Here is a 15,000-nt window from a genome sequence, read left to right as displayed (position 1 = left end):
CCTCTTTTAAAAAAGTGACCCGTCCCGCAAGCGCGGCGACAGTGAAGAACTCCGACCCTGCGGTCGGAGCTTCTCCGCCATAAGCTAGGGGAGCCTTCGGCTCCCTATGACGATGACCTCGCTTGACCTCGCCGTGAACGGCGAGGCCTGCGCTTTGGTTCGTAGTCACGATCACTCGACCCGCTTAGTTGCGCAGGCCGCCTTTTGCCTTTTGGCGGCCTGTCTCGTTTTACGCGCACGTACGCAGGTGTTCGCACAGCCCGATGAGCGCGGCAGCCATGACTGCCCGCTGCACCTCCACCCGCAAGCAACCGGGACACTCCACCCGCTCGCTGCGCACGAAAAGCTCGGCGCTGGCATTATCATCACCCACGCCATCCTCCGAACTCCCGCGCACACGCTGCGCGAGAGCCCACCACGCAAAAGGCACAGGCACTCCCTGTTCAGGCGCAGGCTCCGCGTAACCGGTCGTCGCCAGCGCAAAATCGCTCCCGAAAAGCTGCGCCGCACCACGCGCCATTTGCTCGGCCACTGCCGCCGATACCCAGTTGACCGCCTCGCCCTCGACACGCGAAACCCCCAGCAGCCTGACCTTTTGCTCGCCGCTGTAAGCCGTCACTCCACCTAGGAAAAACGGGGATACGCCCGAGACCGCGCCAATCGCCTCCTGCATGCGCCCGCAAGTCAGACTCTCGGCCACCGCGAGCGTCGCCCCGTCGTGCAAAAGCAGCCGCTGCAGCTCACGAGCCAGTTCGAGTTCAGAGTGCATCAGTTAATCTCCAGCCCTACCGGACAATGGTCGCTACCCATCACCTCGGGCTCAATCCACGCCCGTTTAAGGCGCGGCGAGAGAGAAGCCGACGTCATGAAATAATCAATACGCCACCCGATATTTCTGGGACGCGCGCCCGCACGGTAACTCCACCATGTGTAGTGGTCCCCGCCCTTCTCGAAGTGGCGAAACGTATCAACAAAGCCCGCAGCAATATAATCGCGAAACCCATCGCGCTCCTCGTCGGAAAAGCCCGGATTTCCCACGTTTTCCTTGGGACGAGCGAGGTCGATCTCCTCGTGCGCGACATTGAGATCACCGCAAAAAATGACCGGCTTGGTTTTTTCCAAGTCCCGCACGTAGTCGAGAAAGGCGCGATCCCAAGCTTGGCGAAACCCGATGCGGGCGAGCCCATCCTGCGCGTTGGGCACGTAGACGCCGACGAACCAAAACTCTGCAAACTCTGCGCAAATCGCCCGCCCCTCCGTATCGTGCTCCGCCGAGCCGATGCCCATTTGCACCGAGAGCGGCTCAGTGCGCGTAAAAAGGGCTGTCCCGCTGTAGCCCTTTTTCTGCGCGGCATTCCAGTAGAGCCTGTATCCATCAGGCCACGACACGCCCTGCACATCGCCCGGGAGAGCCTTCACTTCCTGCAAGAAAATCACATCGGCATCGCTGGCCTGCATCCAGTCGAGCAGGCCCTTACCCAGCGCAGCGCGCACGCCATTCACATTCCACGAGACGAGTTTCATAAAGCGCGCAGGCTGGCGCCCACCCGCACTATGACGCAAGAGGGGATTGCCTCGCGCCCCGCCGTCTCGCGAAGCTGGACGGTCATTCACAGTTGCGCCCATGGCACGGGCACGCACTCGCAAGTGCGCCCCGCCCCTACGCGTCCGCCCCCTTTCCCACCACACATGCCCTTCTCGCCCATACCGCTAGGCCACGCCATCCCCGACCTGCCCCACGCCGTCTCGTGCAGCCTGCCCACCATGCGCGCCGTCTGCGGCTACGAAGTCAAGGCCCCCGAAGTGATCGCCGCGATGCGCGGAGGCTACCCGCGCTTCGTCCTACACCGCTTCGTCAAAAAACTCACCGACCACTACGCCAAAGCCTGCGGCAGCGCACGCTACTTGTGGCTCACGAGTTCGGCGCAAATGGCCGAGCAAGTCCGCCGCGAACTCGCGCGTAGCGGGCATACCGCCCAAGTCCACGACTTCGACGGGATCGACGGAGTCTCGCACGACGACTCGCCCGCGATCGCCCAACTCGCCCGCCTTTTCTTGCAAAACACTGGCGGCTTTCTCGCCTCGCGCGCTGCCGAAGACCGGCTGGCCCAGCTCGGCCTCGTGCCCGCACCACAGCCCGAAGCCGCCTTCGGCAACGGCGCCCCCGACCGCGCACTCGTCGAAATCCGCCGCCAGCTCGCCCCGCTCTTCCCAGAAAACTCGCCCGATTCGCTGATGCTCGCCCCCAACGGGATGAATGCAGTCTACGCCGCATTTAGCGCACTCGCCGAAGCCCAAGCAGCACAAGGACGCCACACTTGGGTGCAGCTTGGCTGGCTGTACCTCGACACCATCGCGCTCCTCAAACACCACGCCCGCGACAACGCACAGCACTACTGTTATCTGCCCGATGTTTTCGACCTCGCCGCGCTCGAAACCCTCTTTGCCCAGCGTGGCGCGCAAATCGCCGGCCTCGTTATCGAAGCCCCCACAAACCCGCTCATCCAAACTCCCGACCTCCCCGCGATCTATACGCTCGCGAAAAAGCACGGCGCCGCGGTCATCGTCGATCCCTCCGTGTCCTCAATCTACTCGGTCGATGTGCTTCCCTACGCCGACGTCGTCTGCTCGAGTTTAACCAAATACACTGCAAGCGAAGGCGACCTCGTCGCCGGACTCGTCGTAGTAAACCCGCACTGCGCAAACGCCGACTCACTGCACAAATCAATCTCCACGCGCCTCGACCCCGTATACCCGCGCGACCTCGCGCGCCTCGCTCACCAAATCGCCGCCACCCCCGATGTCCTCGCCAAAGTTGAACGCAGCACGGCGACTGTCGCCGCGTGGCTCGAAGCGCACCCCAGCGTAAAACGCGTCGCCTGGGCCCACTCTCCCGAGTCGCGCGCCAACTACCAAAAACTCGCGCGCCACCCCGACGCAGTCGGTGGCCTCATCTCCTTCACGCTGCGCGGACCTATCGAAGCCTTTTACGATGCCGTGTCCCTGCCCAAGGGCCCGAGCTTCGGCATGCAGACCACGCTGCTTTGCCCCTTCATCTACCTCGCCCACTACGACCTCGTGACGAGCGAGGCAGGTCGGCGCGAACTCGCGGCCAGTGGCCTTGAGCCCGAACTCCTGCGCCTCTCGGTCGGCTGCGAGCCCGTCGAAGACCTCATCGCTGCGCTCGACGCCGCACTCTCCCAAGCTCCCGCTGATGGCTGATCTCAAAAAACCGGCTAGCCGTGATTCAGCGCAGCAGCCGCACTGCCTACTCACAATAAAAGCCGTGCCCAATGCGCCCAAAAGCGCGCTCGTTGGCTGGCTGGGCGACGCACTCAAAGTCCGGCTCAAATCGCCCCCAGTTGACGGCAAGGCCAATGCCGAACTCTGCCGCTTCCTCGCCGAGATTCTCCACCTGCCACGCGGCGCAGTGACGCTCGCCACCGGAGCCGCCGCCCGTGAGAAGCGCGTGCGCATCGCCGGAATCTCCCTCGAGCAAGTCGGCGAGAAAATCGCGGCGCTATTGATCGCAAACGGCCAACCCGCCCCACCTTAAGCGTGCCTAGTCATTCGCCGAATCTGCACATAGAGCCGCCGCACAAGCAGCACGCCACCCAGCGCAAGCCCGATCACCATGCTCCCCCAGATCGCTAAAGGCTGGCCCATTCGCACGCCCCACAAGTAAGCGAACGGCAGCCCGATCACCCAGTAGCTGATAAACGTAATCACGCTCGGCACCTTCACATCGGCGAGCCCGCGTAGCGCACCAGAGGCGATAACTTGGCCCCCATCGAAAACCTGAAACAGGGCCGCAAAAATCAAAAGCTGCGACGCCAGCTCGACCACCGGCAGCTCCGGGGTAAAGCCCCCCGCGATCGCCCGGCCCGCAAAGACAAAGGTCAAAACCGACAAGACCGCGTAAGCCACTCCTGCCGCCTGTGCCCCCAAGGCGATGCTCGGCAGCAGCTTCACGCGCCCCTCACCAAGCGCCCGACTCACACGCACACTCAATGCCATCGATAGGCCTAGCGGAATAATGAAAGCGACACCCGCACAGTTGAGCGCAATCTGGTGCGCCGCCAACGGCACCGTGCCAATCCACCCCATCATCAAGGCCGACATCGCAAAAAAACCGCCCTCAAAAACGAGCTGCCCCGCAATCGGAATCCCCAGCACAACCATCGCGCGCAAGTGCGCCCAAGACAGCCGCGCAAACCATGCAGGGTTAGCGTCTGCGACACTCCCCATACGTCTACCACCACTGGCACGCCGTCCTCCCGGCCACTCGGCACGCAACTCCCGCTGCGCCCGCAACCAAGCCCACAACGCAACCAGTGACACGACTCGCGCGGCCAGCGTCGCCCAGCCGGCCCCCGCCAGTCCCAGCGCAGGCGCCCCCCAGTTCCCATAAATCAGTATCCAGTTGAGCAGGACATTGAGCGCGACACTCGAAAGCAAAATCGCCATCGGCCCCCAAGGGTGACCCGTCGCTTCACTAAACTGCCTTACCACTTGGAAAAGCAGCGTAGGCACGAGCGACAGCGTAATCAGCTCTAGATACGGACGCACCGCCGCCAACACCTCCTCCGGCTGGCCAAAATGATCGAGCCACGGGATTAGGGAAAAAGTCACCCCAGCAAGCAGCACCCCGAGCCCCGCTGCCAGCCAGACCCCATGCCGCAAATACTCTGCACACTCGCGCGACTGCCCCGCCCCATGTGTCCGCGAGATTAATATCGAGCCCGAAGCGAGAATCCCCAGCCCCAGCATGAAGCCACCGGTGAAAAGCACATTGGCAAACGCCGACGCCGCTAGCGGCACCGCCCCTAGGCGGCCCACCATCACACTATCCGCCACCCCCATCAGCATCTGGCTGAGCTGCCCAATGATAATCGGGAAAGCCAGCGCAAGCGTCGTACGCAGTTCATTAAAAATCGGTCGCAAAGTCACAGCCCACCCAAAGCGTGGCCTGCCACCACACGATGCAAGGCGTTTCATCCGCCGCTCTCCAGCAACGGGCTACCGTGTATTGCGCACGCGACGGGCAGACGGTGATTTTGCTGCTGTGCGGCGGCGACAAATACACAGAGCAGGCCGACTTGGTGCTGCGGCTATTTTCTACGCTTTACCAAAAAAACCCTCGTCGCTGAAAGGCGATATGAGTTCTCTATCTGAAGGATACCGCCTAAATTTTTTATCAACTCCAATGAAGTCTGTGCATACGTAGTTAATGAAGAAAGTTAGCCTCCACCCCGATAAGTCCTCCATGTTTACTCTTGGCAAAATAGACTTAATATAAGCAGCTATTTTTTGTTAATTGAAAATAAGTCAGCAACATTAAGAAGCCCAAGGACTTCAATCTGCATATTGACCCTTGCTTGCTCATATCTCATTTTCATATCTCCTTGCTTGTTTATATTTCATTATGGGCAGTGTGTGCTGCATTGAAATCTGCACCTTGTTGCAATAAGTAAATGGCAATATCGGGTTCGGCCCTGCTGATGGCCTCAAGATAGCGCGTGTCGCCCGGCTTCATAAAAGCAAAATCCAGTGCAGTACCACTACCGCCAAGCGGCCCTATGAACGCTCGTCTTCAAAGGGGGATTTTAAGATTTCCCCCCGCCAAACTACTGCGTAGCTCAATTTACCTTAAATTGATTCGCGAAGGGCAGATACCGTCCCTTAGCCTCTGCCCCCTCATGCGGAATCTTTTAGTCCCAGTCCTCCTCGGGCTCTCACTCCTCGCTATCGCCATCGTCGTGCGCACTGGAATCTTCGCACGCTCCAACCCGGGCCGGCCCATCAATAGCGCGATGCGCCAAGCCCTCGAAGGCACCGGCCAACTCGAACTCAGTGCCGAAGACACGCTCCTCGTCGACACGCAGTTCCCGGGCAAGCACACCCAGAAGTCCGGCCTCATGTACGTGCCCCGCGCCGCGGGTAAAGGCCCCACGCCCAACATCGGCGACGAAGTCCTCGTCCACTACGAAGGCCGCCTCCTCGACGGCAGCGTTTTTGATAGCTCGCGCAAACGGGCCGATGCCAGTGCCAGCGAGCCGCTGCACTTCCGCGTCGGCCTCGGCCAAGTCATCAAGGGTTGGGACGAAGCCCTCCTCAACATGCGTGTCGGCGACAAGCGCACACTCATCATCCCGCACTGGCTCGGCTATGGCATCCAAGGCCGCCCCCCGCGCATCCCGCCCCGGGCCACTCTCGTCTTCGACGTCGAGCTGCTCGAAATCCGAAACTGAAAGCGGCACGCGATACGCAGCACGCCCCCCCGGCGCCTCGCTCGATACGGATCGGAAAGGCGAATGGGAAAAAGCTAAGCCGCAGCTAGGAGGCTGGCATTTTGCTTTAGCCAAGCCTCTGCTTCGCGCCACACCGAGCACACCTCCTCGACTCGCGCCCAAAATCGCGCCGAGTGGTTCATCTCCTTAAGGTGCATCAACTCGTGGTAAATGATGTAGTCGCGCACAAAGGCCGGAGTCTGCACTAGCCGCCAATTCAGCGAAATCGTCCCTCGCGAAGAGCAGGACCCCCAACGCGAACGCTGGTCGCGCACCGTAACTCGCCTCACCGCTAGCCCGACACTCGCCGCCAGCTCCGCAGTCCGCAGCGGCAACTCAGCACGCGCAATCCGCGCAAAATGCGCCTCTAAAGTCGGCCTCAAATCGCCCGCTAACGTCGCGACCCGAAACAACTCCCCGCCCAAACTCAGCTGCACCCGCCACTTCGACGAGCCTAGCTCTGCCGCGCTGGCCACACGAATTTCGCACGGCTTGCCCCTCCACAAAACCGCAGTCCCCAAGGCCCACACAGTAGGCACTTGGGGACGCTGCGCTTGCCGCTCGCGAGCACGCGCCAACCACTCGGCATGTTGCGCGGCAAACTTCTCCGCCGCGCGCTGCGATCCATGTGCCGGAATCGTGACCAGGGCCGTGCCATCACGCCGCAAAGTCAGCCGGTAGTGCCGCGCCCGCACACTGCGCTCAAAACGGATTGCCCCCGCAGCTCCCTTTATTTGCCCCCCCGAAGCAGCTCGCCCATCAGGGGCCACAACTGCCTTCACCTCTGCGTCGCCCTGTCTCCACAACTCAAACAAGTCTCCCTGCACCGCCTCTTCAGGCGAAAGATTAACAGTGTTCTGCCCGAGCATGCTCATGACTCCGAGAGCTTAGATGAGAACCCGCTCCCAGCGCGTCAACCGCCCTCCCTCGACCTCCAGCCACGCAAAACCCGCACGACTTCCCCCACGCGGCTGAGAAGCACTCCCCGGGTTTAGCCAACGCAGCCCTCCGATCATCTCGTCGCGCGGCTGGTGCGTATGACCATGCAAAACCGCATGCACATCACGCCTCACCTCACTCGGGCTCGGCGGGATATGCGTCAGGTAAAACCTCAGCCCCGCTCGTTCCAAGGTAAGCGAAAGCGGCCACCGCACATCCCAGTCGCAGTTTCCCTGCACTACACGCAACGGCACCCCGAGCTGTTCAAACTCCACTAAGCCACTCGGCTCGCAGACATCGCCCAAATGCCAAATCTCGTCCGCCGACCCCACTGAAAACCGCTCCGCCAGCCCCAAAGGGAACCGATCATGAGTATCAGAAAAAACAGCAACGCGCATAGAAATAGGGAAGCTAGGGTTTACACCTCTACCTCGATCTGATTCAGCCACAAGCAAACACTATTACTACAAGTTAATACGAAGAAGAGCCGCCTCCCCAATTGACCGTAAAACCGCCACCACGCATGCCCCACACGATTGCCACAGCGACAGCACACACAGAACCGCTTCCGCCTACCTCAAAAGAACCCTTTCCGCTGCGCGCAGTACTTTTGGCAGTACTTATTCCTGCCTTATTGGGCAGTGCCTGCGCACTCTTCATCGCCCCGCCGGTGATCAACGCTGACCCCGCTATTGGGCTCATGTCGTGGCTAAACTTTGTTGAAGGAGGAACTTGGAACACGATTCTTACCCCAGACTCCAACAACATCGCTGAGAATATCGAATATCCCGTCACTTGGTGGGCACCGGGGCAGTATATCCCAATCGGGATTCTCCACACCTTGGGATTCTCACTCGGAACAGCGAGCATCATCGTTTCTGCCCTCGGGCTATTACTCTTCGGGCTAGGCTTCGCCGCGCTGGCACGCAGTATGGAGATTCCAAACCAGAGTCTTCCTTGGGTTACAGCGGTAGCGTGCTCCACCCATTACATGCTTTATTCATTTGGGCATTTTATCGGCGGTGAGACCGCACAGATTGCGGTCTGGCCTTGGGCAGCCTTTACTGCATGGACACTGCGCAAACGCACGATCCCATTCATTATAGTGCTCCCTCTTGTTTTTCTTATTGGCGCATTTGGAAAGCACTCTTTTGCTATCTATTCCTTGGCAATACTTGTTTTCTTGTGGGCTGAGGCACTCAGAGATGCAAAAGCCAGAGGTTACTCGCCGACATCACTCAGACTCTTATGGTCAGCGAGTTACCCCATAGTGTGCGTCGGCATTTTGTTCATACTTGGAAGACACTTCTTGATAGACACTAGCCATACTCCAGGAACGCAGGGAATGACAGATCGAAACTTCTGGGAGTCCTTAGGCTTTAGTTTCTTCGGGCCGATTTTTGGGCTATTGGGAATCGATAGAATCGTAGGCTACCTATCGTATCATTTTTTCGGAATAAAAAGTGAGGATGCATGGACCGAGTTCAGCCCAACATTGAGCTTACTATCGCCTCTCCCACTTGCACTCTATGTTTGGCTCACTTTGAGGCGAGCGCTGGTAGATCGCATTGCAGGCATCACTGCCTTAATAGTGGGTTTGATATTTTTCGCTCTCTTATGGAGTGGAGGGGCTATCAGCTATGAAAGTCGTCATTATCAGCCAGTAGCTATGCTGTTATTGCTAGCGCTTGGGCTCAGACTTACCGATCCCAATCGCCTACTCTCTTGGGGAAGCCGGGTAATTCTCACGTCGATCGTACTGTTTGGCTGTGCTACCCTGTTGCAGCGACACCTGAATATGGCATCACCCCAAACCCATTTATCGTATGCCAAGGCGGAGAATATAATGTGCGACTTACCTCAGCCGGTACAAAAAATATTACAACGCCTCGCAGGAGAGGAAAACTCTATAATCGTAGCAACTGACCCTGGAGATATTTTAATTACAAATCGGAGTCGCCACCCGACAACGCGGTTCATGTTAATCGATATAGTAAATCCGATAGAAAGGCATGGGCGAGCGCCCCGGCTCGCCTTTGCGATGAGAGCTGAAGGGGTAGATCTTGAGCGTGCGCCTATCATCCGCGAAAGTTTTAAGGACTACGATCCCGAAGAGTGGACGAGTTATGAGGTCGATGGCTGGGTAATTTGGCAGGCGGGCGATGTTATTCCGTTGAGAGAGGCAGAGACTGAACGCAGTTAATTATAACCGCTAGTCTTCGTATTCTGACGAATCGCCAGCAAGCGACTCGTCAGGATACAAAATCGATACCCACAATACTCATTATTTAATCAGCCCCCGCCGCCAAGCGACGGGGAGGCCCTTGCTGCATCACTCACACGCAAATGGCACAGCTCACCACCGACCTGCTTCAGCGGAGGAAGGCTTCGTGGAGGCCGCCGTCGACGGTTATGATTTGACCGGTCGTTTTGCTCAGCCGTTGGCTTACTAAGAGAAAATACGCTTCGGCTTGGTCAGCGGGCTTAATGGGTGACTTGGTAAGCGTGCGGTCGGCGTAAAATTGAGCGAGCTTGGCGACAAGCAACTCGGTCGCTTCGTCCTCCGCGTAAGCTATCCCGTATTTGGCGAGCGAGCCGATGACGCGGTCACGCGGAAACATCGCCGAGCCCTGCACCACTGTCGCAGGCGCGACGCCGTTGACGCGCACGAGTGGCGCAAGCTCGATCGCCAGCTCGCGCACGAGGTGGTTGGCCGCCGCCTTCGAAGTGTCGTAGGCGAGCGAGCCTTTTTTCGCCACCGCCGCATTCGCCGAGGTGGTCAGCACGAGTTGGCCCTTAAGCCCCTGTTCGCGCCACGTCTTCGCCGCCTCGTCACCGACGATGTAGCTGCCGGTCACGTTAACGCCGAAGGTGAGTGCCCACTTGTCGTCGGGGATGCGCCCGCTGGTATCGCTCGGCCAAAAGAGGCCCGCCGTGACCACGATCGAGTCGAAACCGCCGTAAGCGAGCGCAACGGCATCGAGCATCGTGCGGACGCTCGCACGGTCGGTGATGTCTGCAGCCAGCCCAATCGCCGGACCGCAGCCGGAAATCCCGCTGCCCGCAACGCCGATTCCGCTCCCGAGCCGCGCACTGATTTCCGCAGCGGTCGCCTGCGCGGCTTCCGCCCTCATATCGACGCAGACGATGTTTGCGCCTTCGCGAGAAAGCCGAGCCGCCGTCTCCTTACCAATGCCGGAGCCCGCGCCGACGACGATAATCGTCTGCCGCGCGAGTTCTTTTTCAGCAGGTATGCGCTGGAGCTTCGCCTCCTCCAATAGCCAATACTCAATGTCGAATGCCTCTTGCTGCGGGAGCGCGATATAGCGGTCAATCGCCTCGGCCCCGCGCATGACCTCGACCGCACAGTTGTAAAACTCGGCCGTCACACGCGACTCCGACTTGTCCTTGCCCCACGCAATCATCCCGAGCCCTGGGATAAGAACGACCGTCGGGTTCGGGTCGCGCATGGCGGGCGAGTTCGGGCGTTTGCAGGCCGCGTAATACGCCGCGTAGTCCGCGCGATAGCTTTCCAAGGCCTCCGCCAGCTTCGCTTTGAGCGCAGCGAGATCCTCGGCCTGCGGATTCCAATCGACGTAGAGCGGCTTGATTTTCGTCCGCAAAAAATGGTCTGGGCAACTCGTGCCAAGCTCGGCGAGGCGCGGCGCATCGTGTGAGTTAACGAAACGCAAAATCGCTGCGTCTTCCTGAATCGTGCCGATGAACCGGCGTTGCTGCGAGACCTGCCCGCGCAGCCAAGGCAAGAGTGCGGCGAGCGTCGCACGCCGCTCGGCCTCGGGCAGTGCGTGGTATTTCGCCCCGCCGAACGCGGCCGCATCGCCGCCCTTCTCGGCATACTTTTTCTCAATGTAGGCGGCCGCTTTTTCGATACAATCGAGCGTGTAAGTGTAGCACGCGCGGTCGTCATCCGCCCACGAAATGAAACCGTGCTGGCCCATCATGATCGCCTGCAGCCCTGGGTTCGCGCGGGCGATCTCCTGCATAGCAAGCCCGAGCTCAAAGCCGGGCCGCATCCACGGCACGTAGGCCATTTCGCCGCCAAAGATTTCGCGCACGAGTTCCTCACAACGCTCGCTCGCAGCAATCGCGATAATCGCATTTGGGTGCATGTGGTCGACATGCTTGCCCGGCAAGAAGCTGTGCAGCGGCGTATCAATCGAAGAGGCGCGCGGGTTTAGGTTAAACGTCGCGTGCGTATACATGCCGACCATGTCGTCCTCAGCTTGCGACTTTAGCCCGCGCTCGCCCTCTGGGTTCGCCGCCGCATAGATCGCCTGAAGCCCGAGAAGCTTGGACTGGTAGAGCGACGCAAAATTCTCGCGCTTACTCGTGCGCAAGTCGCCGCCCGATCCTTTCACCCAAAGCACCTCGACAGGCTCTCCCGTAAGTGGGTCGCGCTCGATGAGCTTCGACGACGTGTTACCGCCGCCTGTGTTTGTAATGCGCTGGTCACTACCGAGCAGATTGGAGCGGTAAACGAGCCGCTCCACCGGATCGAGTGCAGCGGCCTTCGCCTCGTCCCAGAGATAATTCACATGCGTGTAGGGCTTCATGAAAGGTGGTGTGCGTAAAAGCAGAGGTAAGGGCGCGAGACGAAAAAGGGGGGCTTCCGTTTGGGCGAGTGGGCAAAATCCATGCCAATCAGCGCAATCCGAGCACCTTTTCGCGGTAGTGCTCGTCGGGCCGACCAGCGATGCGAGCGACTTGCTCGGGTTTAAGAAAGCGCGGCCCGCCGAGCGCAGCGGCAGCGAGGAAAATCTCGGCGGCCTTGGTCGCCATGAGTGTCGCTGCGAGCACAGCGGGCGCGGTGGCACCGAGTGCGATGAGACCGTGGTTTTCGAGTAGGATGACGCGCGGCGCGCGGCCGTTTTTCTCGATAAAGGCCAGCACGTCGCGGCGAATCGCCTGAGCGAGTTTTAGCCCAGGATCGACGTAGGGGACGAGGACCGATGCCGCGCCACAGCACACGATTTCGTCGGGGAAACACCGATACGCGGCGAAGTCACGCGCACGCTCCGAACACAAAATCGCATTCACTGCGACCGGATGTGTGTGCCCCACAAAATTCACCCCCGGCAGCGTAAGCAGCCACGCATGAAACATCGCCTCGACCGAGGGCTTTCGCGCGGCGTCGCCCGCAACGCGCGAACCGAGCAACGCGGCCTCGACCTCCGCATCGCTCATCGCGCGTGAGTCGAGCGCAGCAATCAGCTCGCACGCACGGCACTCCGCCACCCCCTCAGCGCCCAAGGTGGCGAGGCAAGACCCGCTCGCCTTTACAAAAAACGTGCGTCCCGCCTCTTCGCCCGCACGGGTTTCGGAAAGGGCGGACTGCGAGCGCCTCATGGACACATTTCCCTCGCCGAGAATCGCGAGGTTTCGCGCTTCGCGCCCCAACTCGTGAGCGAGAGTTAAAAGCGGTTCGAGCGTCGATTCGGGGGCGTTTGCGGGGCGAGGCATGCGTAGGCGGTTTTGCTAGATTCCGCCCAAACCCTGTCAATCGGTGACACTACGCACACAGGCCTGACAGTGCGGGTTCGCAGAGTGACTCGCAGTGGACGCACACGCGCTAGCTGCCCGCACGATGCACCAGCTAACTCGCCACGCTCACAAGAGGATATTATCCAGCAATCGGTGCTCATCGACCCACACAGAAATCGCTAGGAGACTCTTGCCGGGCAGCACTTCGCGCACGGCCTCCATCGTTTCAGGGTCAACGATTGCGATGTAAATGACGCGCAACCGCCGCTCCTCGCCAAGGATGTGCGTCGCCTCGGCAATCAGCCGGTCAGGGCTGCGGACGCCCGCTGCGACCATTTCGCGCGCCTTAGTCAGCGCGCGATAAACGGCGAGGGCTTGAGCGCGAAGCGAGGTGGTAAACTCGCGATTGACGAGCCCGTAGGCCAGGCCGTCGGGCTCGCGCTCGGTCGGCACGACGGCCACCTCGATTGAGTAACCGAGGTCGCGTATCAGCTTTCTCACGACAGCGGCGCGCTGCACGGTCTTTTGGCCAAAGTAGATGACCTGCGGTTGCACGATGTTGAGCAGCTTGGTGGTCAGCGTCGCCACGCCGCGAAAATGCGCCGGGCGCGACACTCCGCACAGCGGCGCGGCAATGCGCTCTTCGCTCACATAGGTCGAGTAGTCACTCGGGTAAATCTCCGCAGCACGCGGCGCAAACATCACGGTGGCACCGGCCTCTTCGCAAAGCTGCCGGTCGCCTGCAGGGTCGCTCGGGTAGTGCTCCACAATCTCGTTGGGCGAAAATTGCAGCGAGTTGAGAAACGTTGCCACGACCACGACATCAGCCGCGCTGCACGCAGCACGGATGAGTGCAGCTTGGCCCGCATGGAGGCTGCCCATCGTAGGCACGAGTGCGACGCGCCGTCCTTCTGCGCGCCATGTACGAGCCAGTGCTTGCATGTCCGAAATACTCTCGACGATTTGCATGCGCCTAGAAAGGTGCTGCGAGCCCTTGGGCGTCTATCCTTTTTGCCCACGGCGAGCTCTTTTATTAGCCATGATCCGCATCAACGAAAACTTCACTAAGCTTAAAGCCTCCTACCTGTTTAGCGACATCGCCAAGCGCGTCGCTGCCTACGCCAGCGCGCATCCCGACAAGCCAATCATCCGCCTCGGGATCGGCGACGTCACTGAGCCGCTCCCGCCCGCCTGCGTGAGCGCCCTGCACGCGGCGACCGACGAGATGGCCGCGCGCGACACCTTTCGCGGCTACGGCCCCGAGCAGGGCTACCCCTTCCTGCGCGAGGCGATCGCCGCCCACGACTACGCGGCGCGAGGCTGCGCGATTGAGGCCGACGAGATCTTCGTCTCCGACGGCGCAAAGTGCGACTCGGGCAACATCCAAGAAATCTTCGGAGCCGACATCCGGCTCGCCATTCCCGACCCCGTTTACCCCGTCTACGTCGACACCAACGTCATGGCCGGGCGCACCGGGGCAAACATCGACGACCGCTACGAAGGAATCACCTACCTCGACTGCACCCCTGCCAACCGCTACGTGCCCGCCATCCCGGACACGCCGACCGACCTCATTTACCTGTGCTTTCCCAACAACCCCACCGGTGCCGTCGCCACCCGCGATCAACTCGCCGCTTGGGTCGCCTACGCACGCGAGCACCGCGCCATCATCCTCTACGACTCCGCCTACGAAGCCTTTATCCGCGACCCGCAAATCCCGCACTCTATTTACGAAATTGAGGGAGCCCGCGAAGTCGCCATCGAGTTTCGCAGCTTCTCCAAAATCGCCGGCTTCACCGGCACGCGCTGCGCCTACACCGTAGTGCCTAAGTCCCTACACGCCTACGACTCGGCCGGTGCGCCGCACAGCGTGCACGCACTTTGGAACCGCCGCCACACGACCAAGTTTAACGGTGTCGCCTACCCCATCCAGCGTGCCGCCGCCGCCGTTTACAGCGCGGAAGGCCAACAACAAACCCGCGCGCTGACAGAGTTTTACTTGGGCAACGCAAAGCTCATTCGCTCCCGCCTCGAATCGCTGGGGCTGCCCTGTATCGGTGGCGACAACGCGCCCTACATCTGGATCAACACCGGCACCGACTCGTGGGCCTTCTTCGACAAGCTCCTCAACGAAGCACAAGTCGTGTGCACGCCCGGCGCAGGCTTCGGCAAATGCGGCGAAGGCCATGTGCGCATCAGTGCCTTTAACTCGCGCGAAAATGTCGAGACCGCGCTCGACCGCATCGCGAAGGCATTGGCCTCATAAGCG

At 60.4% G+C, this 15,000-nt stretch carries 15 protein-coding genes; 6 read left to right on the top strand and 9 right to left on the bottom strand.

Features of this window, described 5'->3' with window-relative positions:
• Nucleotides 1-229 precede the first annotated feature (229 nt).
• Both AXK12_RS05315 and AXK12_RS05310 read right to left on the bottom strand, forming a co-directional pair.
• Nucleotides 230-769 carry a CinA family protein gene (locus AXK12_RS05315; protein ID WP_068712214.1) on the bottom strand — a complete coding sequence of 180 codons (540 nt, stop codon included), beginning with the start codon at nt 767-769 and terminating at the stop codon, nt 230-232.
• Nucleotides 769-1,524: an exodeoxyribonuclease III gene (locus AXK12_RS05310; protein WP_068712212.1), complete on the bottom strand. Its 756-nt coding sequence runs from the start codon at nt 1,522-1,524 to the stop codon at nt 769-771. The genes AXK12_RS05315 and AXK12_RS05310 overlap by 1 nt, the downstream gene beginning before the upstream one ends.
• 165 nt (nt 1,525-1,689) lie before the next feature.
• Here AXK12_RS05310 and AXK12_RS05305 point away from each other — a divergent pair, with 165 nt between their 5' ends.
• Nucleotides 1,690-3,222 carry a PLP-dependent transferase gene (locus tag AXK12_RS05305; protein WP_068712328.1) on the top strand — a complete coding sequence of 511 codons (1,533 nt, stop codon included), beginning with the start codon at nt 1,690-1,692 and terminating at the stop codon, nt 3,220-3,222.
• Nucleotides 3,215-3,556, top strand: coding sequence for a DUF167 domain-containing protein (locus AXK12_RS05300; protein WP_068712206.1), 342 nt, complete (start codon nt 3,215-3,217; stop codon nt 3,554-3,556). Before AXK12_RS05305 ends, AXK12_RS05300 begins: the two co-directional genes overlap by 8 nt.
• Here AXK12_RS05300 and AXK12_RS05295 read toward each other — a convergent pair.
• Entirely contained in the window at nt 3,553-4,950 is a 1,398-nt protein-coding gene (locus AXK12_RS05295) for an MATE family efflux transporter (protein ID WP_231863552.1), read from the bottom strand. The genes AXK12_RS05300 and AXK12_RS05295 overlap by 4 nt on opposite strands.
• Nucleotides 4,951-4,982: 32 nt before the next feature.
• Here AXK12_RS05295 and AXK12_RS09295 point away from each other — a divergent pair, with 32 nt between their 5' ends.
• Complete coding sequence (locus AXK12_RS09295; protein ID WP_197457008.1) at nt 4,983-5,150, top strand: type II toxin-antitoxin system RelE/ParE family toxin; 168 nt, start codon at nt 4,983-4,985, stop codon at nt 5,148-5,150.
• On the opposite strand, the gene imm9 is transcribed toward AXK12_RS09295, so the two are convergent.
• Complete coding sequence (imm9, locus tag AXK12_RS09590; protein ID WP_425479079.1) at nt 5,119-5,307, bottom strand: Imm9 family immunity protein; 189 nt, start codon at nt 5,305-5,307, stop codon at nt 5,119-5,121. The genes AXK12_RS09295 and imm9 overlap by 32 nt on opposite strands.
• 392 nt (nt 5,308-5,699) lie before the next feature.
• Between imm9 and AXK12_RS05290 the strand changes: the two genes are divergently transcribed.
• Nucleotides 5,700-6,251, top strand: a complete 552-nt coding sequence (locus AXK12_RS05290; protein ID WP_068712204.1) for an FKBP-type peptidyl-prolyl cis-trans isomerase — start codon at nt 5,700-5,702, stop codon at nt 6,249-6,251.
• Between the two features lie 74 nt (nt 6,252-6,325).
• On the opposite strand, the gene AXK12_RS05285 is transcribed toward AXK12_RS05290, so the two are convergent.
• A complete protein-coding gene (locus AXK12_RS05285; protein ID WP_231863551.1) occupies nt 6,326-7,159 on the bottom strand; it encodes a M48 family metallopeptidase in 834 nt (277 codons plus the stop codon).
• Between the two features lie 18 nt (nt 7,160-7,177).
• On the bottom strand, nt 7,178-7,627 hold the full coding sequence (locus AXK12_RS05280; RefSeq protein WP_068712196.1) for a metallophosphoesterase family protein: 450 nt from the start codon (nt 7,625-7,627) through the stop codon (nt 7,178-7,180).
• Between the two features lie 125 nt (nt 7,628-7,752).
• On the opposite strand from AXK12_RS05280, the gene AXK12_RS05275 reads away from it, so the two are divergent.
• The gene (locus AXK12_RS05275) at nt 7,753-9,432 is read left to right on the top strand and encodes a hypothetical protein (RefSeq protein WP_156468887.1); all 1,680 of its coding nucleotides are present in this window, start codon (nt 7,753-7,755) and stop codon (nt 9,430-9,432) included.
• A gap of 169 nt (nt 9,433-9,601) precedes the next feature.
• Here AXK12_RS05275 and AXK12_RS05270 read toward each other — a convergent pair whose 3' ends face one another.
• The 3 genes from AXK12_RS05270 to panC form a co-directional block, all read right to left on the bottom strand.
• Entirely contained in the window at nt 9,602-11,803 is a 2,202-nt protein-coding gene (locus AXK12_RS05270) for a bifunctional rhamnulose-1-phosphate aldolase/short-chain dehydrogenase (RefSeq protein WP_068712192.1), read from the bottom strand.
• Between the two features lie 88 nt (nt 11,804-11,891).
• Nucleotides 11,892-12,710, bottom strand: coding sequence for a class II aldolase/adducin family protein (locus tag AXK12_RS05265; RefSeq protein WP_068712184.1), 819 nt, complete (start codon nt 12,708-12,710; stop codon nt 11,892-11,894).
• Nucleotides 12,711-12,857: 147 nt separating this feature from the next.
• Nucleotides 12,858-13,700 (bottom strand): pantoate--beta-alanine ligase, encoded by an 843-nt coding sequence (gene panC / locus AXK12_RS05260; RefSeq protein ID WP_068712182.1) that lies wholly within the window; start codon nt 13,698-13,700, stop codon nt 12,858-12,860.
• A 70-nt stretch (nt 13,701-13,770) separates the two neighbouring features.
• Between panC and AXK12_RS05255 the strand changes: the two genes are divergently transcribed.
• The gene (locus AXK12_RS05255) at nt 13,771-14,997 is read left to right on the top strand and encodes an LL-diaminopimelate aminotransferase (RefSeq protein WP_068712180.1); all 1,227 of its coding nucleotides are present in this window, start codon (nt 13,771-13,773) and stop codon (nt 14,995-14,997) included.
• Nucleotides 14,998-15,000 lie beyond the last annotated feature (3 nt).

The organism is Cephaloticoccus capnophilus (assembly GCF_001580045.1).
Taxonomy (GTDB): Bacteria; Verrucomicrobiota; Verrucomicrobiia; order Opitutales; family Opitutaceae; genus Cephaloticoccus; species Cephaloticoccus capnophilus.
Note: the sequence above shows the minus strand (reverse complement) of the source record. Positions and strands in the feature narration are given on the sequence as shown.

Bases quoted from the DNA above. Each gene is read 5' to 3' on its own strand.
- AXK12_RS05315 (WP_068712214.1), bottom strand. From the start codon at position 769: ATGCACTCTGAACTCGAACTGGCTCGTGAGCTGCAGCGGCTGCTTTTG.
- AXK12_RS05310 (WP_068712212.1), bottom strand. From the start codon at position 1,524: ATGAAACTCGTCTCGTGGAATGTGAATGGCGTGCGCGCTGCGCTGGGT.
- AXK12_RS05305 (WP_068712328.1), top strand. From the start codon at position 1,690: ATGCCCTTCTCGCCCATACCGCTAGGCCACGCCATCCCCGACCTGCCC.
- AXK12_RS05300 (WP_068712206.1), top strand. From the start codon at position 3,215: ATGGCTGATCTCAAAAAACCGGCTAGCCGTGATTCAGCGCAGCAGCCG.
- AXK12_RS09295 (WP_197457008.1), top strand. From the start codon at position 4,983: ATGCAAGGCGTTTCATCCGCCGCTCTCCAGCAACGGGCTACCGTGTAT.
- AXK12_RS05290 (WP_068712204.1), top strand. From the start codon at position 5,700: ATGCGGAATCTTTTAGTCCCAGTCCTCCTCGGGCTCTCACTCCTCGCT.
- AXK12_RS05285 (WP_231863551.1), bottom strand. From the start codon at position 7,159: ATGCTCGGGCAGAACACTGTTAATCTTTCGCCTGAAGAGGCGGTGCAG.
- AXK12_RS05280 (WP_068712196.1), bottom strand. From the start codon at position 7,627: ATGCGCGTTGCTGTTTTTTCTGATACTCATGATCGGTTCCCTTTGGGG.
- AXK12_RS05275 (WP_156468887.1), top strand. From the start codon at position 7,753: ATGCCCCACACGATTGCCACAGCGACAGCACACACAGAACCGCTTCCG.
- AXK12_RS05270 (WP_068712192.1), bottom strand. From the start codon at position 11,803: ATGAAGCCCTACACGCATGTGAATTATCTCTGGGACGAGGCGAAGGCC.
- AXK12_RS05265 (WP_068712184.1), bottom strand. From the start codon at position 12,710: ATGCCTCGCCCCGCAAACGCCCCCGAATCGACGCTCGAACCGCTTTTA.
- panC (WP_068712182.1), bottom strand. From the start codon at position 13,700: ATGCAAATCGTCGAGAGTATTTCGGACATGCAAGCACTGGCTCGTACA.
- AXK12_RS05255 (WP_068712180.1), top strand. From the start codon at position 13,771: ATGATCCGCATCAACGAAAACTTCACTAAGCTTAAAGCCTCCTACCTG.